We start from the raw sequence: 17,522 nt of genomic DNA, 5'->3' as shown, positions 1-17,522 counted from the left end.
CCCGATTATCTCATGTCGATACTGCTTGGTTAAGTCCGACAGGCTGCTAGCGGCTTGAGACCGCCAAGCGCCCGGCGCAGTGCTCTTATTTTGTCTAAATCTTTTGGATCCAACAGCAGCTCTTCACGGCGTGTACTGCTTTTCGAAATATCTAGCGCGGGAAAGATTCGCTGATTCGCAACGTCTCTTGATAAAACCAGCTCCATATTCCCCGTGCCCTTGAACTCCTCAAAGATCACCTGGTCCATACGGCTGCCGGTATCCACCAGAACGGTTGCCAGAATGGTCAGCGAGCCGCCATTCTCAATGTTTCGTGCAGCGCCAAACAACCTCCGCGGGATCTCCATCGCTCGGGCATCCACCCCGCCAGACATAGTACGACCGCTGCTCTTTCGCTCCGCATTATGCACACGCGAAAGCCTCGTGAGAGAGTCAATCACAATCATGACATTGTGACCTTCGCCCGCTTGTTGGCGGGCGATATCAAGCAGTTCATCGGCAACGCGAACGTGATGAGCATAGCTTTCATCCGAAGAAGAAGCGTGTACCTCAGCCGGGACGCTACGCTTGAAATCAGTCACCTCTTCGGGTCGCTCATCGATCAATAACGCGTAAAGTTTAATCTCGGGATACGCCTTTCCCACCGCCTGGCAAATATCCTTTAAAATCGTCGACTTCCCAGACCCCGGCGGTGCAACTATCAAACCCCGCTGCCCCATTCCAATCGGCGTGATCAAATCCATCGCGCGCACCGTTAGCTTTTCTGAACCTGACTCCAGGCGAATCCCCGGCGTTGGATTGATAGCCACACCGTTTAGAAAACGTTTTTGTGGATCAGCCTCACCTTCAACCTCAACCATAGCTTCGGCTTCCTTAGCCACTGGTTTAGCGTCTATATTCGGTTTCCGGGTTAAACCTAATGTCTTTCTCGTCATAGCTGTTTGATCGCTCTTGTTTGATCGATATTTTTCGAAATGGGCTGATAACGCAAAAAAAAGAAGCCCTAACAGATTGCTGAAGACCATTTTCGACAAAGCCAGCCCAAGACAAAAACCAGTGCGCACAAAATAAGTCTGTCCCGGTTTTTAATTTGTTAGCTCCCGGCCGCGAATGCCTCGTGGAATGTGACTGAACCCACCGGAAACCTGGTGCCGAACTTTAACGCCTGAAAGTATTCAGGTGGCACGTCGGGAAGGGTCAGATCGGGAACCGTGTTGAACCCGAATCTTTCATAATAGGCCGGGTCGCCAACCAGGACACACCCCTGTGCCCCTGCTCTTCTCAACGCATCAAGAGCACTGCGTATTAGACGCGTACCAACACCTTGACGTTGGTACTCCGGCAACACCGAAACCGGACCAAACCCGAACCAGCCCCCGGCTCCGTCAGAAACTTGGACAGGTGACGCGGCGACGTGCCCTACGACCTCACCATTGCACTCCGCAACAAGTGAAATAGTCAGCACACCTGCAGCGCGAAGAGCTTCAACAATGTGAGCTTCGGTCCCCGAAGCGTGTTTAGCAGTAGCGAATGCCGCCTGGGTGACATGACGAATCGACGAAACGTCCTGTTCCTGCTCAGTCCTGATCGTAATGCTCATTCGCGAGTTACCATCTGAAGAGATAACGCCTTTGGTAATGGGCGGCAACGGAGCGCAACGCAGTTGGCATCCCGTTGACCACCTCGTTAACCCCTGAGCTCGAGGTCTTCCCGAATAACCTCCGGATGGCGAAAAGCAATCTCGATGAGCGCCTTTGCCGGCCCGGAAGGTTTACGTCGCCCCTGCTCCCATTCCTGCAACGTACGTGGAGAAATATGGAGTACCTCGGCAAACTCTCGCTGTGTAAGGCCAGTCTTGCCACGCGCCTCTGCGACCTCATTTGGCTCTACAAGACTGACGCGTGCAACGTTGCCCACTTTCATTTCTTTAACAGATTGAAGCAGTTTGTTGCCAAGTTCCTCAGCACTCAGAGTCTCATTACTCATTTCCCAATACCTCACGAATCGACTTCAGGATATGCGCGGGTATGTTCTCCTTGACGGACTTTTGCGAGGTGGAAGTTGGAAGGGTTACGCCGCTGACACGAGCTTTTCGGGTGCTCAGCCTTTTTAGGCATAGCTATAACTCATCAAAGTGAGGAACTGAATGGATCGAGTTTCTCGTGAACATTTCGATAGGCGAAAAGGAGAGATCCACAACATTTCTCCTAACCCGGACTCCGACATTGTAAGCGCCTTTTTCACACGAAAAGTAGTCTCCACCGAAAGGCTCATCTAGCTTTTTCAGCCCATCAATAGGGTAACCCCCGACATAGATCAGGCCACCGTCGCAGACCAGCGTCAAACTCAGCTCTTTCTCAGTAGTTAGCCTCGGATTTTTTCCGTGGACGAGAACCTCGAAGTAGCCATCATAACCGGTGGACAAGAAAATTCCGTTGCCCCTATTTATTTCTGTAAGTAGCGCATCGTCCTCTACCCACCAAGTTTCCTCGTCGCGGAATCGGTGTTCTAGTGCTTTCGGATCAAAAATAGAAATTAGGGCTACATCTGTGGCAACTTTAAAGGCAATGAGATGCTCTTTATGTATCACTGAGCTCAAACTCAGAGGCGGAATTGCGCTGCCCACCGAGCCTGGATTTTTGACAGAAGTACTTGGGGCGGAGTTTACCCCCGATGGAGCCACTACCGAATAGATTGAGGCGGATCCAGCAATAACAGTGAAAACTAAACCAAACAGCCATACCAAAGGCTGCTTCTTATGCTCTGGACAAAACCATCTCCAGTGCCCCTTTCTTAAGCACCGATTGAGGTTCTTTGTCCGTCCAATACATTGTCTCATTGAAATCATCGTGGTGCCTACCGCCAGCGGTAATGGGCGACAACGAAGCGCAGGAAGTCCAGCGTCCCGTTGACCGCCTTGTTAGCGTCTTTGAATCGGGATAGCATACTTGTATCGTCACTTGCGGAGGCCTCATGACTACCGAAACATTAGACCACCTACGCTCCCAGATTTCGACTCTCTCCGAGTCGGAGCGTGCAGCGCTGGCTCGGGAGCTAATCATGAGCCTGGACGGCCCTCGTGACGACTCAGTCGAACAGGCTTGGAGCGATGAAATTGTTCGCCGTGTGTCCAAGGTCAAAAGCGGAAAAGCCACGTTGCTCAGCCGTGAAGAATTTCGATCAAAGATGCGAGCAAAGTTAGGCCAGTAACAGTGCGAACAGTAAGGATACTTGAAGAGGCCTCGCAGGAAGCAATAGAGGCGGCAGCATGGTATGAATATGAGCAGCCTGGACTCGGAGCCGAGTTTTTTTGCTGCTGTTGATGCTGCCATCGACGTTATTGAAGAAGACCTCATTCCCTTATCGCTTCTCCCGGAAGAAGCCGGCGATACCGGTGCGAGGCGCTTGATTCTGGAGCGTTTCCCATACGATATAGTCGCCATTGAGCTTCCAGAAGGAGCTGTAGTCATTGCCGTTGCTCACCACTCCCGAAAACCTGGCTATTGGCGGAAACGCATTAAGCCCTAACGCCCGCCATCACCGGTGACAAAACCCCAGCAAAGCGGAGGTTTTGGCATTCGGTGCATGCTCTGGTTATGTGCTACTTAAGGCTGCAACAAGCTTCTTCACGTTGAGCTCTTTGCGATGTTGTTCGGCATGCCAGAGTTCATATTGCGACTGCTAATTCAGCCAGCTTTTTACCGAAGTATCGAAAGCAATAGAGAGCCTGATGGTGGGACGGATCAGGAATGGAAACTGTCGATGAGACAGCGACGGAAACCCGGCTCCGCCGCTGTTGAGCTTATTGCATGTCGTTGAACGCAGCGTCGGTTCTCGCTGCAAGGATAAAGTCGTTTTTGTGCAGGCCGCCGATTTCGTGGCTCCACCAGCTCACGGCGACTTTGCCGTACTCCAGTACAATCACTGGATGGTGGTCTTCCTCTTCGGCGAGTTCGCCAATCTTGGTTGTGAATTCCAGGGCCTTCACGAAGTTTTTAAGCTTGTAGACCTTGTGAAGCTGTTCTTCCCCATCAATGTCCAGGATTTCCCAGTCTGGAACATCTTTGTGCAGCTGCTGCTTTTCTTCCTCGGTCGCCTTGGGTGCGTTCGGGCTGCAGGCTTCACAGCTGTGTGCTTTCAGGTCACTCATTTCAACCTCCATGGTTGATGGCTGTACTACAAGCGTGGGTCGTGCCCTTCGCTTTATCAACCCCTCCCTTGAAATCCGGCCGCTTTCAGAATACTGTATATTTAAACAGTATTCCGAGAGTTTTCATCATGAGCGAGCTTCTGAACACGCTGATGCAGGATGCCCGTGTCTGGCAGGGGCACCGCCACACCCAGACCACACAGCCTGCAGAACCAACCGGCTATCAGATTCTGGATAACCAGCTTGGTGGCCTGGGCTGGCCCCGAGGCGCCCTGAGCGAATGCCTGCTGGATGCACCGGGTATTGGTGAGTTGCATTTGCTGCTGCCGCTTATGCAACGGGTATGCGAAGAGGGCAAAAGCGTGTTCTGGCTGAACCCGCCGCACACGCCCTATGCCCCTGCCCTGGCCAGGGAAGGCGTGAATCTGGACCAGGTGGTGCTGATCCATACTGAGGATGAGGACGACTTTCTGTGGACCCTTGAGAACTGCCTGCGTTCACCGGTAACAGGCCTGGTGATGGCCTGGCCGGGCAAACTGGCCTCCCGGGAGGTTCGGCGCCTGCAACTGGCGGCTGAAGCCGGGAGCAATGTGTGCGTGTTGTTTCGGGAACGCCATTACGCCGTGCAGAATTCTCCGGCGGCCCTGCGCCTGGAGCTGGAACCCGGCGAGCAGCAGGCTCTCAAGGTGAATGTACTCAAACGCCGGGGTAGTTGGCCCGGGCAGCGCTGTTCACTGGCCATGGCCCAGCGGGCCGATCTCTCATTTCGTGAAACCACCCGGGTTGTCCGGGGCCCCTGGTCGGGTTCAACCGGGTAATAACGCTCCATGCTCTGGCTGTATCTGCATTTCCCGCACCTGGTGCTGGACCATATTCGCCGCACCCGTGAAGATGAGGGCGCCCTGGTGGTGGTTGAAGGCTCTGGCCAGAAGGTGATCCAAGCCTGCCCCGAAGCCAGGGGCCAGGGTATTCGTAGCGGCATGCGCCTGAAAACCGCCATCAGCCTGGCACCGGATCTGGGTATGGTGCGGGCCGATGAAACCCAGGAAGCCAGGATTCTGGAAGATCAGGCCCGCTGGCTGTACCGCTATGCCGCCCATATTGTGCTGGTGCCACCCGATGGCCTGCTGGCCGAGATTGGCAGCCTGCAGAAGCTCTATGGCGGGCTGCCGGCCGTTTGGCAAACCGTGGAACAGGGGCTGAATGAGCGCCAGCTGAACGCCTGGATCGGTATTGGCTATACCCCTCTGGCGGCCCGGCTGATTGCCCGCGCCGGCAAGGGGGAATGCACGGCAGACAAGGGCCACATTCTTCGAAGCCTGAGCCAGATGCCCCTGCTGGCAGCGGAATTCAACGAAAAAGCCTGTACCCGGCTGCAGCGCCTGGGGCTGAACACGCTGGGGGAGGTGTTTGATTTACCGCCCGGGGAACTGGCGCGGCGCCTGTCTCCGGAACTGCTGGCTTACATCCAGAAAATCCAGGGCACCCGGCCGGATCCCCGCACACCCTGGCAACCGCCCCACTCGTTCCGGCAACAGGCGGATTTTGTGCAGGAAATAGAACACACCCAGGGGCTGCTGTTTCCGCTCCAGCGCATGCTTGTCGAACTGGAAGAGGATCTGTGCTGGCGCCAGCAGGATACCGACAGCCTGCGGCTGGTTCTGAAGCACCGGCATGCGGAACCAACCCGGCTGCAGATTCGCACATCCGGGCCGGAGCACCGGGCCGATCATTTCTTGAACCTGGTTCGTCTGCGGTTGGAGCAACATTCCCTGAGCGCCCCGGTTATCTCCATGGTTTTGCTGGTGAAGCGTTTCCTGTCACGGGAAGCACCCTCCGGGCAGGATCTGCTGGGTGAAACCCAGGATCTGAATGAAGCCTGGCATACCCTGATCAGCCGGCTGCAGGCGCGCCTGGGCGATCAGGCTCTCAGGCAGCTCTCGCCCCAGGCGGATCATCGTCCCGAACGGGCCTGGTCGGCCTCGGAAGTTCTGCGTAAAACCGGAACGCCGCCAGTACCGGCAGCAGAACTGCCCAGGCGGCCGCTCTGGTTATTGAAAGGCCCGCAACCGCTGACCGAGGCGCCCGTTACCTGGTTTTCCGGGCCTGAGCGCATCAGCGGTGGCTGGTGGGATGGCCAGCGCGTGCACCGGGATTATTACATTGCCCAGTTGAGCAGCGGCCAGTTGGCCTGGGTCTTCCGGGATGCCCGGGAAGGCTGGTTTGTGCATGGGTGGTTTGGCTGATGTCCGGGCAGCAGTATGCAGAGCTGTTTTGCTTCAGCAATTTCACCTTCCTCACCGGGGCCTCTCATCCCCACGAACTGGCTGAGCGAGCGCATGAGCTGGGCTACACCGCCCTGGCCATCACCGATGCCTGCTCCGTTGCCGGCATTCCCCGGGCCTGGGCGGCGCTGGCAGAAAGTCCTGTAAAACTCATTACCGGCAGCTGGTTTGAGTTGTCGGATGCCCCCACCGGCGCCGCTTCTCCTCGCTTTATCCTTCTGGCCCGCACGCGCAAAGGCTATGGCCAGCTTTGCCAGTTGATCACTACCGGCCGCCGGCGGGCTGAGAAAGGCCATTACCAGCTGTATTACCGGGACATTGAAACCCACACCCTGGATGACTGCCTGTGTCTGTGGCTGCCCCCATCGCCTACCGAAGCGGATTCCGATCAGGCGCTGGCCTGCGGCGAGTGGCTGGCCCGACTGTTTGACCCCCGGATCTGGATTGCCGCGGCCCGCACCCTGGAATCCGGCGAGGAGCAGCGGCTGGCACGGATACACTGGCTGGCCGATCAGCTGCGCATTCCCGTGGCTGCCGTGGGCGAGGTGCACATGCACAGCCGGGAGCGCCAGCCGCTGCAGGATGTACTGACAGCCCTGCGCAATCACACCAATCTGGAGAATGCCGGCCACTGCCTGTTCCAGAATGGCGAGCGATACCTGCGCCCCCTGCCCGTTCTGCAACGGCTGTTTCCGGAAGCCTGGCTGCATGAAACCCTGACCATTGCCAACCAGTGCACCTTCGAGCCCGGCAGCCTGCGCTATGAATACCCGCCAGACCTGGTGCCGGAGGACGAGACTCCGGCCGGCTACCTGAAACGGCTGACCCGCGAAGGCGAGCGCCGGCGTTACCCGGATGGCACACCACTGCAGGTTCAGAGCCTGATCCGCAAGGAGCTGGGCCTGATCTCGGAGATGAACTACGAGCATTACTTCCTCACCATCCACGATATTGTCGACTTTGCCCGCAGCCGGGGGATTCTCTGCCAGGGGCGGGGGTCGGCAGCAAACTCTGCGGTTTGTTATTGCCTGGGCATCACCGAGGTGAACCCGGCCCGGGTGGAACTGCTGTTCGAGCGGTTTATTTCCAAAGACCGAAACGAACCGCCCGATATCGATGTGGATTTCGAGCACGAACGTCGTGAAGAGGTTATCCAGTATATCTACCGGCGTTATACCCGTGAGCGCGCCGCCCTGGCTGCCACGGTGATCCGTTACCGGCCCAAAAGCGCCATTCGGGATGTCGGCAAGGCCCTGGGGTTTGATCCGGCCCTGGTGGAACAGCTGCTGGAAGGCATCGACTGGCGGGACAAGGCCACCAACTGGCGCCAGCAGATTCTCGACAAGAAAATCACCCGCAACCCACAGGTGGCGGACCAGTTCTTCACCCTAGTGAATACCCTGCTGAGCTTCCCCCGACATCTGTCCCAGCACGTGGGCGGTTTCGTGATCAGCGCCGGGCCACTGGCCGAACTGGTGCCAGTGGAGAACGCTGCCATGGCCGACCGCACCGTAATCCAGTGGGACAAGGACGACCTTGAGAGCCTGGGGCTGATGAAGGTGGATGTGCTGGCCCTTGGCATGCTCTCCGCCATTCGAAAAGCGCTGGAACTGATCAGCGATGAAAAAGGCCAGCCTTTCCGGATACAGGACATTCCCCAGGAAGACCGTGACACCTACGCCATGCTTCAGACAGGCGACAGCATCGGCGTATTCCAGGTGGAATCCCGGGCCCAGATCAACATGCTGCCCCGCCTGAAACCGGAAACCTATTACGATCTGGTGATTGAGGTGGCCATCGTTCGGCCGGGCCCCATCCAGGGTGACATGGTGCACCCGTACCTGCGCCGAAAGCACGGCCTGGAGCCGGTGGATTACCCGAACGATGCCGTGCGCAAGGTGCTGGAGCGCACCCTCGGTGTGCCCATCTTCCAGGAACAGGTGATCAAACTGGCCATGGTGGCGGCCGGCTTCTCCGCCGGCGAAGCCGACCAGTTGCGCCGGGCCATGGCGGCCTGGAAATCCCACGGCGACCTGACCCCGTTCCGGGAAAAGCTAGTCACCGGTATGCTCGAACGTGGTCACGATGCCGACTTCGCCGAACGGCTGTACCAGCAAATCTGCGGCTTTGGCGGCTATGGCTTCCCCGAATCCCACGCCGCCAGCTTTGCCCTGCTTGTCTACGTCTCCGCCTGGATCAAACGGCACTATCCGGCGGCCTTTTACTGTGCCCTGCTTAACAGCCAGCCCATGGGGTTCTATTCTCCCTCACAACTGGTGCAGGACGCCCGCCGGCACAATGTCACCGTGCTGCCGCCGGATGTAAATGCCAGCCAGTGGGACCACAACCTGCAAGACGAAGACCGCCATCTGCGACTGGGCCTGAGGATTATCCAGGGTCTGTCCGTTAGCGGCGCCGAGCGTATCCACCAGAACCGGCCAGCCGAGGGCTACCGCTCTGCCAGCGAGCTTCGCCGCCTGGCCACCCTGAACCAGCGGGATATGGAACTCCTCGCCGGCGCCAACGCCATGCCGGGCTTCACCGCCAACCGCCACCAGGCGTACTGGCAACTGCTCGACCATGAACAACCTGCGGAGCTGTTCGCTCAGGAGACGGCGGTCGATTATCAACCGGACTACTGTGAGCAATTGCCGGAACCCTCCGAAGGCCAGAACGTGCTGGCCGACTACGCCAGCCAGGGCCTCACCCTGCAGCGTCATCCGCTAGCGTTATTGCGGGAACAGGGCCACCTGAAGTTCTGTCTCAGCGCCGAACAGCTCAAATCCACCAAAGCCGGCATCCCTGTCCAGGTCGCCGGCCTGGTCACCGGCCGCCAACGCCCCGGCTCCGCTTCCGGCGTTACCTTCGTCACCCTGGAAGACGAAACCGGTAATGTGAACGTGGTGGTGTGGCTGGAAACGGCACGGCGACAGCGCAAGCCGTTACTGACTGCCCGATTGCTGCATGTGATGGGAGTGCTGGAGCGACAGGGGGACATTGTGCATGTGATGGCAGGTCGGCTTTCGGACCTCAGCCACCTGATTCAGTCGTTACCCGTGAATTCCAGGAATTTTCATTAGACACAAAAAAACCCCGCACAGAGGCGGGGTTTTTTGTACTGCGGTGAACAAATCAGCCAAGAAGCTTGATCATTACACCCGCAGCAACCGCAGAGCCGATAACGCCAGCCACGTTCGGGCCCATGGCGTGCATCAGCAGGAAGTTCTGCGGGTTGGCTTCCAGGCCCACCTTGTTGGAGACCCGCGCTGCCATCGGCACCGCAGATACACCGGCAGAACCGATCAGCGGGTTGATCTGCTCTTTGCTCAGCTTGTTCATCAGCTTCGCCATCAGAACACCCGAGGCAGTACCCACACCGAAGGCCACGATACCCAGGCCCAAGATACCCAGGGTCTGGGCGTCCAGGAACTTGTCTGCCATCAGTTTGGAACCAACGGACAGGCCAAGGAAAATGGTCACGATGTTAATCAGCGCGTTCTGGGCCGTGTCGCTCAAACGCTCGACCACGCCACATTCACGCATCAGGTTACCGAAGGTGAACATACCCAGCAGCGGCGCTGCATCCGGCAGGAACAGAACGACCGCAATCAGAACCACCAGCGGGAAAATGATCTTTTCCTGCTTGCTGACAGGGCGCAGCTGCGTCATCTTGATCTTGCGCTCTTCAGCGGAGGTCAGTGCTTTCATGATCGGCGGCTGGATCATCGGCACCAGTGCCATGTAAGCGTAGGCAGAGACCGCAATGGCACCCAGCAAGTGCGGGGCCAGAACACTGGAGACATAGATGGAAGTCGGGCCATCTGCACCACCAATGATACCGATAGCGGCGGCTTCCAGAATGTTGAACTCCAGAACACCGGTCCAGTCCAGCAGCGCAGCACCAATGACAGTACCGAAGATACCGAACTGGGCAGCGGCACCCAGCAGCAGGGTCTTGGGGTTAGCCAGCAACGGACCGAAGTCGGTCATCGCGCCCACACCCATGAAGATCAACAGCGGACCAACCGTACTGCCAATGATCACGGAGTAGAAGTTATAGAGCATGCCATTGCCGTAACCGAAATCCTGGGCCAGGGAGTTGGCCATCGCCATTTCGGAGTAGCTGGCCTCTTTTACGGCCACCTTGAAGGCGTCTTTCAACTCTGGCGTCACCGCCTGCCCGACCTGGTAGGCCACATCCAGAGGTGCGGCCAGAGCAGCCAGAATCTGAGTTGACTCTTCCTTCAGGGCAAAATGGATGGCATTTTCCGCCGCAGTCAGGGCAAGGCCTGCCTCCGGAATATTCGCCAGGATGCCGCCGAACCCGATGGGTACCAGAAGCAACGGCTCAAATTTCTTGTTAATCGCAAGATAGAGAAGCAAGAGGCCGATGGCGATCATGATCACCTGGCCGATCTCGATGTTGAACAGGCCACTACCTGTCCAGAGTGTCATTAATTTATCCATGGAATGCTGGCCCTTATGCGATTGTCAGCATTTCGTCATCAGGGGAGACGGCATCACCGACCTTGATGAAGACTTCGCCGATTGTGCCGGCTTTTGGCGCGCGAACCTCGGTTTCCATTTTCATGGCCTCGAGGATAATCATCACATCGCCCTCTTCCACGGTGTCACCCGGAGAAACCAGAACCTTGAAGATGTTGCCGCCCAGCGGTGCAACCACAGGCTCGCCTTCACCCGCTGCAGGTGCCGGAGCCGAGGAAGCAGCCGGTGCGGAAGCGGCACCGCCCTCGCCCTGGATCTGGCTGATCTCGCCACCTTCGGAAACGGCAACCACAAACTTCTTGCCATTCACTTCAACGGTGTAGGTCTCAGGGCCTTCAGATTTCGCGGCCGGAGCAGCGCTTTCAGCGGTCGGAACCGGCTCGAACGCATCCGGGTTGTCACGGTTTTCCAGGAACTTCAGGCCGATCTGCGGGAACAGCGCGTAGGTGAGAACGTCGTCTTCAACGTTGTCAGACAGTTTGATACCCTTCTCGTCGGCCAGCTTCTTGAGTTCGTCAGTCAGCTTGTCCATTTCCGGCTCAAGCAGATCCGCCGGACGACAGGTCACAGGCTCTTTGCCATCCAGAACACGCTCCTGCAGTTCCTTGTTCATCGGCGCCGGTGCAGCACCGTACTCGCCTTTCAGGATCGCAGAGGTTTCTTTGGAGATGGACTTGTAGCGCTCGCCGGTCAGAACGTTCAGTACCGCCTGGGTACCGACGATCTGGGACGTCGGGGTTACCAGCGGGATGAAGCCCAGGTCTTCGCGAACCTTGGGAATCTCGTCCAGAACCTGATCAAACTTGTCGCTGGCGTTCTGCTCACGCAGCTGGTTTTCCATGTTGGTGAGCATGCCACCTGGTACCTGGGCAATCAGGATGCGGGAATCGGTCCCACGCAGGCTGCCTTCGAATTTCGCGTACTTCTTGCGCACCTGGCGGAAGTAGCTGGCGATTTCTTCCAGCAGGTTGAGGTCCAGGCCGGTGTCACGGTCAGTGCCCTCCAGAATCGCAACGACGGCTTCTGTGGGCGAGTGACCGTAGGTCATGCTCATGGAGGAAATGGCCGTATCCACGTTATCGATACCGGCCTCCGCAGCCTTGATGGCGGTAGCGGTCGACATGCCGGTGGTGGCGTGACACTGCATGTGGATCGGAATATCCAGCTCTTTCTTCAGACGGCTGACCAGATCATAGGCCACGTACGGCTTGAGGATACCGGCCATGTCCTTGATCGCAATGGAGTCCGCACCCATGTCGGCAACTTCTTTCGCCAGCTCTACCCACATCTCGATGGTGTGCACCGGGCTGGTGGTGTAGGCAATGGTGCCCTGGGCATGCTTGCCGGTCTTGCGAACGGCCTTAATGGCACGATCCAGGTTACGGGGATCGTTCATCGCATCGAAAATACGGAATACGTCAACGCCATTTTCAGCGGCACGTTCACAGAAACGGTCCACCACATCATCCGCATAATGACGATAGCCCAGCAGGTTCTGACCGCGCAGCAGCATCTGCTGCTGGGTGTTGGGCATGGCTTTTTTCAGCTCGCGGATGCGCTCCCAGGGATCTTCGCCCAGGTAGCGAATGCAGGAATCAAAGGTAGCGCCGCCCCAGGATTCCAGGGACCAGAAACCGACCTTGTCGAGTTTCTCGGCAATTGGCAGCATGTCATCCAGCCGCATACGGGTGGCAAGCAGGGACTGGTGGGCGTCACGCAGGATAACGTCCGTAATCCCCAGCGGTTTCTTTGTGTCAGTCATCGTGTCAGCCTTCTGTTTAAAGGTTCTAGTCTTTTACCGGTTCACTTCTTGTGGCGGGACCGGAATTGTGCAATCGCCTTCTTGATGGCCTCGGCGGTGTCAGGGTCAACCGACGCGGGCGCCTTCGGCTTGGCACGTGGAGTTTTGGCCGGGGTTGCCGGCTCTGGCGGCGCAAACCGTCCTATGAGCTTGGACATGAGGAGTGTCGCGAACACCAGAATAATGAGGAACACGAATACAAACCCCATTCCGGCAATCATCAGATCGACGGCTTGTGACATCAGGTCATTCATATCGAACAGCTACCTGTATTGATTTATATTTCTCCCGATCTGTGCCCGGACTGACCAGTTAGACTAAGGTCTAACACGCTTCCGCGACAATTCGGGGGGCAAAATCCTGCGTAATTTACCGTTTTCAGGGTGCCCGGGCAACCTGAATGCAAAAATCTATACGGGGTTTCCGAGCGTCGCGGCCCGAAAAGACACGCATTTATACAGACGAAGCAATTCTCATTCAGGCATATCGAACGCGTATTTTCCGCCCCTTGACCTTGCCACTTTCGAGCCTGGCCAATGCCTTAGCTGCAAGCGACTTCTCTACCGCGACAAAACACTGATGATCAAACAGATCAATCTTGCCGACAGCTTTGCCAGGCAGGCCTGCTTCGCCCGTCAGGGCACCCAGGACATCGCCGGGACGAACCTTGTCTTTGCGACCACCGGCAATGCACAGGGTCTTCATGGCGGGCACGACCGGTTTCAGCGGCGTCGCCAGGAGTTTCTCTGTGTCTCCCCATGTCACGCTGCGGCCTCTTTCGGACTCGATGCGGGTAATCTTGTGCCCCTGGGCCGGCGTGCAGAAGGTAACAGCATGACCCCGCTCCCCTGCCCGGCCGGTGCGCCCGATCCGATGGGTATGCACTTCGGGATCCCGCGCGGGCTCGGCGTTGATAACCAGGGGCAGAGACTTTATGTCGAGGCCACGGGCAGCCACGTCGGTGGCAACCAGGATGGAGCAGCTCTGATTGCCAAACCGCACGAGCACGCTGTCTCGATCCCGTTGCTCCAGATCGCCATGCAAAGGCAGCGCAGAGAAACCCCGCTCACCAAGTTCCGCCGCCATGTCGTCACACTGCTGTTTGGTGGTGCAGAAAACGATGCAGGACTCGGGCTGACGCTCGGAAAGCAGCGCTACGATGGCATCCGATTTGGAATGTGGCGACACTTCGTAGAACAGCTCTTCAATGTCCGGGTTGTCACCGGCTTCCTCGGCCCGAACGTCTACCGGGCTTTTCTGGTACTGCTTGCTCAATTCACGGATGGGCGCCGGCCAGGTCGCCGAAAACATCATGGTCTGGCGTGATGGCGGAGTCTGGGACAGGATGTCTTCCATCGCTTCCTGAAAACCCATATCCAGCATTCGGTCCGCCTCATCAAGCACCACGGTTTTAAGCCGCGCCAGCGAGAGGGTCTGCTTGCGCAGGTGGTCCTGAATCCTGCCCGGGGTACCCACAACAATATGAGCGCCATGGCTCAGGGACCCGATCTGGGGGCCGATGGCAACACCACCACACAGAGTCAGCACCTTGATATTGTCCCGGGCCCGCGCCAGCTCACGGATAGCTTTGGCGACCTGGTCTGCCAGCTCACGGGTCGGGCACAGCACGAGCGCCTGAACCGCGAACAGTCGGGGATTGAGCCGCTCAACCAGGCTGATGCCAAACGCCGCCGTTTTTCCGCTACCGGTTTTGGCCATGGCAATGATGTCTTTTCCCGCCAGCCCCGGCGCAATGGCCTTCGCCTGAATCTCCGTGGGTTGGGCAAACCCCAGCTGGTTAAGGTTCGAGCACATGGCGGTAGACAGGCCAAAGTCGTTAAAAGAAGACATAGAAGAAAATCCCGGATTCAGCGGAAGCTGGTTATGAAGGCAATAATGAGGGCGTATACTAGGCCGAAATGATACCAGAATATGCAACGAAAGAACGGAGTTACTGATGGCATCCCTGCAGGATCAATTGCTGAAGGCCGGCCTTGCCGACGAGAAAAAAGCCAAGGCCATTCGCAGCGAAAAACGGAAGAAAAGAAAGCAGCAACCCAAGGGGGCTGTGGAAGTTAACGAGGCCGAGACCCGTGCACGTCAGGCCCGTGAGGAAAAAGCAGAGCGGGATCGCCAACTCAACCTGGAGCGTCAGCGCGCTGCCGAAAAGAAAGCCATCCAGGCCCAGATCCGGCAACTGGTAGAAACCAACCGGCTGGACCGGAGCCGCGGCGAAACCTCCTATCAGTTTGTTCATGACAAGAAGATCAAGAAGCTCTTCGTAGACGACACTATGGTCGATCAGCTATCCCGCGGCCGCCTGGCAATTGTTTTCGTGAACGATAACTACGAGATTGTGGCGGAAGGTGTTGCCCGAAAAATCATGGAGCGGGATGAGAGCGCCGTGGTGGTACTTCATGATCGCAAACAGGACGATGCAGGTGAGGATGATCCTTACGCAGGCTACGAAATCCCTGATGATCTGATGTGGTAACGCACTAATCAACCGCAGATCCACCCTTTTGGTCCTACATGCACCCGGGAAATACATAGGTACTACTCATAACCCCAAAACTTCTGACTTGACCTATACTTTAGTTATATCCATAGAACGAAGGGGATTAACTATGAGACTGAAAAAATCATTGAGCTTGATTGCTGGCGCCACGTTACTGGCGTCTTTGGCCAGTATGCCGGTTGCCGCCCAATCGGACGACCAGGTTTTCGGACGGGAACTGATGACCCAGCAAGAGCTGCAACAGCACCGGGAAACCATGCGCAACCTGAACACCGACGCCGAGCGTGCGAAGTACCGCCAGCTCCACCATGAACGGATGATGGAACGAGCCAGAGAGCGTGGCGTTGAGCTCAGGAACGGCATGGGACAGGGTTCCGGAAAAGGCATGGGTAAAGGCCAAGGCATGGGCCAGGGTATGGGGCAGAAAAACGGCCAGGGTATGGGCCAGCAAAATGGACAGGGCGCCGGGGGTGGCGGTAACGGCAAGAACCAGCAGTATAAGATGAAAGGCTCAAACAGCCAGTAGTCGGACATTGCTGTTCAGGGCCACAAAAAAATCGGGGCTGATTGTCAGCCCCGATTTTTATTTGCGCCTTTTACCTCGAGATTATTCAGGCATTGCGTAGACGCTTACGCGCCCACAAGCCGCCCATCGCCATCAGCACCAGGCCCGGCAGAACCGGATCGAACGGAGCACCTGGTTTGCCTGCGGTGCAACCAAAGATGGTACCGCCGCCACTACTGGACGCTGCAGTGGGCTCTTCAGGCTCGGGTTCAACCGGAGTATCTGGAATCATCGGATCATCAACTGCACCATTCAGACCGGTAACCCTGAACGTGAAGCTACAAGTCGTACTCACACCATCACCGGTACAGGTTGGCCAATTGGCAGCCGCGCCCACTGAAATTGTGGGGTTGATATTGACGTTGGCGAGATCTTCAATCGGGCCTTGAACATAACCGGCAACGCCTTCATATGCCGCTTCATCAGCCAGAATCGTCGCGTTTACAGCCTCAACAGTTTCGAACGAACCGTCTGCCAACTCATACAACCCATCCTCACCCTCATCAGACCTCCATGTAGCGTAGAGGGAGCCGTCTGAAGTATTGAGCACTTTCGGAGGTTGATTAGCCCACTCGGCGAAGGCATCAATGGCTACAGCCTCGCCATCGATCAGGACTTTGAAACCCTCGCCCGTATTGTTGTAATCGGCAACATACAGGCCAGCAGCAGAAGACTGATTCAATGAAATTGCATCAGGTACAGTATCTTGGGCATCCCCCTCACCCAAGGTATCCACAATTGGCCCTACATCGTCGGCTACGCTCGGGTCGAAGTTAATGCTGTTGGGATCCCATCGATCAGCGAGAGTATCTACCGTATTGTCGCCATTGGCATCTACCTCAACTGTCGTACTAAAGACTTTTTCATAAGTCTGCCAATCCGGCGCGGAAGCCGTTCCGGCGTTATAAGCCAGAAGGATCGAGTCGTTGGCCGGATTACCATCGTGATCAATAAACCATCCCGTGGGCGTTTCGCTCAGCGTCCGCCAATCACCAAACAAAGAACTGTACTGCGTGGCAATGGTGCCATTGGTTTCAAGCACATCTCCATCATCAGCCGTAGCAAGCGATTCAGTAAATGGAGCAACCTCGGTGCTGAAGAAAGGCAATCCCTCAACTTTACTACCGCCGAAAAGGCCGCCGGGGTACTTACCAACAGGCCCGATACTCAGTTTAGCGCCATCTGCAAAGCCGAAACCCAGACCATCACCAACAGATGAACGCATAAACTCGCTTCCAACCCCAAAACCGAGCTCGAAACGGATCGCATTCAAATCACCGCCAACCGAATTGGAGGCGTCGGTAAGATTGGAAAACTTGCCAATCACCCGATAGAGACTTACCGAATCATCGGCTGACACATCGACAACAATGTCGATGGGACCATTGGTTTCGGTTGTTTTAAGCTTGAAACGCTTTCCGGAATCAGGCGGGGCTGTACAGTTGTCGCCGGGGGCACGATCGGGCTGAGCCATCAGGCAACCGGCAAAATCGTATGTCTGCTGGGCGGTGAACGGCTCGTTATAGACCTTGATCCCCAACCCTACATTGCCAAAATCGTTAACCGGATCGAGCCACCCAAAGCTGGCAGTTCCCTCTGTATCGGTATACACCAAGGTTTTACCTTCAACCGGTGGAACCGCAAGGTTTTCTTCGTTCACTCCCTCCATCGTTGCCGCAACAGCCACACACGGCAGG

The 17,522-nt window shown here is 56.9% G+C and carries 17 protein-coding genes; 7 read left to right on the top strand and 10 right to left on the bottom strand.

What is annotated here, in order from left to right:
• Nucleotides 1–29: 29 nt before the first annotated feature.
• The 4 genes from rho to ACP86_RS17715 all read right to left on the bottom strand — a co-directional run bounded on the left by rho (nucleotide 30) and on the right by ACP86_RS17715 (nucleotide 2,590).
• Nucleotides 30–1,064, bottom strand: a complete 1,035-nt coding sequence (gene rho / locus ACP86_RS17730) for a transcription termination factor Rho (protein WP_227507747.1) — start codon at nucleotides 1,062–1,064, stop codon at nucleotides 30–32.
• Between the two features lie 29 nt (nucleotides 1,065–1,093).
• Nucleotides 1,094–1,600, bottom strand: a complete 507-nt coding sequence (locus ACP86_RS17725; protein WP_053114938.1) for a GNAT family N-acetyltransferase — start codon at nucleotides 1,598–1,600, stop codon at nucleotides 1,094–1,096.
• 86 nt (nucleotides 1,601–1,686) lie between these two features.
• Entirely contained in the window at nucleotides 1,687–1,986 is a 300-nt protein-coding gene (locus tag ACP86_RS17720; protein WP_053115565.1) for a helix-turn-helix domain-containing protein, read from the bottom strand.
• A 133-nt stretch (nucleotides 1,987–2,119) separates the two neighbouring features.
• Entirely contained in the window at nucleotides 2,120–2,590 is a 471-nt protein-coding gene (locus tag ACP86_RS17715) for a DUF6386 family protein (RefSeq protein WP_053114937.1), read from the bottom strand.
• Between the two features lie 383 nt (nucleotides 2,591–2,973).
• On the opposite strand from ACP86_RS17715, the gene ACP86_RS17710 reads away from it, so the two are divergent.
• Complete coding sequence (locus tag ACP86_RS17710) at nucleotides 2,974–3,210, top strand: addiction module protein (protein ID WP_053114936.1); 237 nt, start codon at nucleotides 2,974–2,976, stop codon at nucleotides 3,208–3,210.
• 63 nt (nucleotides 3,211–3,273) lie between these two features.
• On the top strand, nucleotides 3,274–3,528 hold the full coding sequence (locus tag ACP86_RS17705) for a hypothetical protein (RefSeq protein WP_227507746.1): 255 nt from the start codon (nucleotides 3,274–3,276) through the stop codon (nucleotides 3,526–3,528).
• Nucleotides 3,529–3,802: 274 nt separating this feature from the next.
• Here the strand turns inward: ACP86_RS17705 and ACP86_RS17700 are convergent, their stop codons facing one another.
• A complete protein-coding gene (locus ACP86_RS17700; protein ID WP_053114935.1) occupies nucleotides 3,803–4,150 on the bottom strand; it encodes a 4a-hydroxytetrahydrobiopterin dehydratase in 348 nt (115 codons plus the stop codon).
• A 128-nt stretch (nucleotides 4,151–4,278) separates the two neighbouring features.
• On the opposite strand from ACP86_RS17700, the gene imuA reads away from it, so the two are divergent.
• From imuA to ACP86_RS17685, 3 genes are read left to right on the top strand one after another with little or no spacing between them, the layout of a single operon-like run.
• Complete coding sequence (imuA, locus tag ACP86_RS17695; protein WP_053114934.1) at nucleotides 4,279–4,968, top strand: translesion DNA synthesis-associated protein ImuA; 690 nt, start codon at nucleotides 4,279–4,281, stop codon at nucleotides 4,966–4,968.
• Between the two features lie 9 nt (nucleotides 4,969–4,977).
• On the top strand, nucleotides 4,978–6,396 hold the full coding sequence (locus tag ACP86_RS17690; RefSeq protein ID WP_053114933.1) for a Y-family DNA polymerase: 1,419 nt from the start codon (nucleotides 4,978–4,980) through the stop codon (nucleotides 6,394–6,396).
• The gene (locus ACP86_RS17685; protein ID WP_053114932.1) at nucleotides 6,396–9,515 is read left to right on the top strand and encodes an error-prone DNA polymerase; all 3,120 of its coding nucleotides are present in this window, start codon (nucleotides 6,396–6,398) and stop codon (nucleotides 9,513–9,515) included. Before ACP86_RS17690 ends, ACP86_RS17685 begins: the two co-directional genes overlap by 1 nt.
• A gap of 52 nt (nucleotides 9,516–9,567) precedes the next feature.
• Here the strand turns inward: ACP86_RS17685 and ACP86_RS17680 are convergent, their stop codons facing one another.
• From ACP86_RS17680 to dbpA, 4 genes are all read right to left on the bottom strand, one after another.
• The gene (locus ACP86_RS17680) at nucleotides 9,568–10,902 is read right to left on the bottom strand and encodes a sodium ion-translocating decarboxylase subunit beta (protein WP_053114931.1); all 1,335 of its coding nucleotides are present in this window, start codon (nucleotides 10,900–10,902) and stop codon (nucleotides 9,568–9,570) included.
• A 13-nt stretch (nucleotides 10,903–10,915) separates the two neighbouring features.
• Nucleotides 10,916–12,703: a sodium-extruding oxaloacetate decarboxylase subunit alpha gene (oadA, locus tag ACP86_RS17675; protein WP_053114930.1), complete on the bottom strand. Its 1,788-nt coding sequence runs from the start codon at nucleotides 12,701–12,703 to the stop codon at nucleotides 10,916–10,918.
• Nucleotides 12,704–12,744: 41 nt separating this feature from the next.
• Nucleotides 12,745–12,996, bottom strand: coding sequence for an OadG family protein (locus tag ACP86_RS17670; protein ID WP_008172126.1), 252 nt, complete (start codon nucleotides 12,994–12,996; stop codon nucleotides 12,745–12,747).
• A 223-nt stretch (nucleotides 12,997–13,219) separates the two neighbouring features.
• Nucleotides 13,220–14,593, bottom strand: coding sequence for an ATP-dependent RNA helicase DbpA (dbpA, locus tag ACP86_RS17665; RefSeq protein WP_008172127.1), 1,374 nt, complete (start codon nucleotides 14,591–14,593; stop codon nucleotides 13,220–13,222).
• 106 nt (nucleotides 14,594–14,699) lie between these two features.
• Here dbpA and ACP86_RS17660 point away from each other — a divergent pair, with 106 nt between their 5' ends.
• Both ACP86_RS17660 and ACP86_RS17655 read left to right on the top strand, forming a co-directional pair.
• Nucleotides 14,700–15,236, top strand: a complete 537-nt coding sequence (locus ACP86_RS17660) for a DUF2058 domain-containing protein (protein WP_008172128.1) — start codon at nucleotides 14,700–14,702, stop codon at nucleotides 15,234–15,236.
• Nucleotides 15,237–15,369: 133 nt separating this feature from the next.
• Entirely contained in the window at nucleotides 15,370–15,786 is a 417-nt protein-coding gene (locus ACP86_RS17655) for a hypothetical protein (RefSeq protein ID WP_053114929.1), read from the top strand.
• An 85-nt stretch (nucleotides 15,787–15,871) separates the two neighbouring features.
• Here the strand turns inward: ACP86_RS17655 and ACP86_RS17650 are convergent, their stop codons facing one another.
• Entirely contained in the window at nucleotides 15,872–17,485 is a 1,614-nt protein-coding gene (locus tag ACP86_RS17650; RefSeq protein WP_158499465.1) for a choice-of-anchor F family protein, read from the bottom strand.
• Between the last annotated feature and the right edge of the window lie 37 nt (nucleotides 17,486–17,522).

Source organism: Marinobacter sp. CP1 (assembly GCF_001266795.1).
In the GTDB taxonomy this organism is placed as follows: domain Bacteria; phylum Pseudomonadota; class Gammaproteobacteria; order Pseudomonadales; family Oleiphilaceae; genus Marinobacter; species Marinobacter flavimaris.
Note: the sequence above shows the minus strand (reverse complement) of the source record. Positions and strands in the feature narration are given on the sequence as shown.

Bases quoted from the DNA above. Each gene is read 5' to 3' on its own strand.
- imuA (WP_053114934.1), top strand. From the start codon at position 4,279: ATGAGCGAGCTTCTGAACACGCTGATGCAGGATGCCCGTGTCTGGCAG.
- ACP86_RS17705 (WP_227507746.1), top strand. From the start codon at position 3,274: ATGAATATGAGCAGCCTGGACTCGGAGCCGAGTTTTTTTGCTGCTGTT.
- ACP86_RS17670 (WP_008172126.1), bottom strand. From the start codon at position 12,996: ATGAATGACCTGATGTCACAAGCCGTCGATCTGATGATTGCCGGAATG.
- oadA (WP_053114930.1), bottom strand. From the start codon at position 12,703: ATGACTGACACAAAGAAACCGCTGGGGATTACGGACGTTATCCTGCGT.
- ACP86_RS17725 (WP_053114938.1), bottom strand. From the start codon at position 1,600: ATGAGCATTACGATCAGGACTGAGCAGGAACAGGACGTTTCGTCGATT.
- ACP86_RS17710 (WP_053114936.1), top strand. From the start codon at position 2,974: ATGACTACCGAAACATTAGACCACCTACGCTCCCAGATTTCGACTCTC.
- ACP86_RS17690 (WP_053114933.1), top strand. From the start codon at position 4,978: ATGCTCTGGCTGTATCTGCATTTCCCGCACCTGGTGCTGGACCATATT.
- ACP86_RS17700 (WP_053114935.1), bottom strand. From the start codon at position 4,150: ATGAGTGACCTGAAAGCACACAGCTGTGAAGCCTGCAGCCCGAACGCA.
- ACP86_RS17655 (WP_053114929.1), top strand. From the start codon at position 15,370: ATGAGACTGAAAAAATCATTGAGCTTGATTGCTGGCGCCACGTTACTG.
- ACP86_RS17685 (WP_053114932.1), top strand. From the start codon at position 6,396: ATGTCCGGGCAGCAGTATGCAGAGCTGTTTTGCTTCAGCAATTTCACC.
- ACP86_RS17720 (WP_053115565.1), bottom strand. From the start codon at position 1,986: ATGAGTAATGAGACTCTGAGTGCTGAGGAACTTGGCAACAAACTGCTT.
- ACP86_RS17660 (WP_008172128.1), top strand. From the start codon at position 14,700: ATGGCATCCCTGCAGGATCAATTGCTGAAGGCCGGCCTTGCCGACGAG.
- dbpA (WP_008172127.1), bottom strand. From the start codon at position 14,593: ATGTCTTCTTTTAACGACTTTGGCCTGTCTACCGCCATGTGCTCGAAC.
- ACP86_RS17680 (WP_053114931.1), bottom strand. From the start codon at position 10,902: ATGGATAAATTAATGACACTCTGGACAGGTAGTGGCCTGTTCAACATC.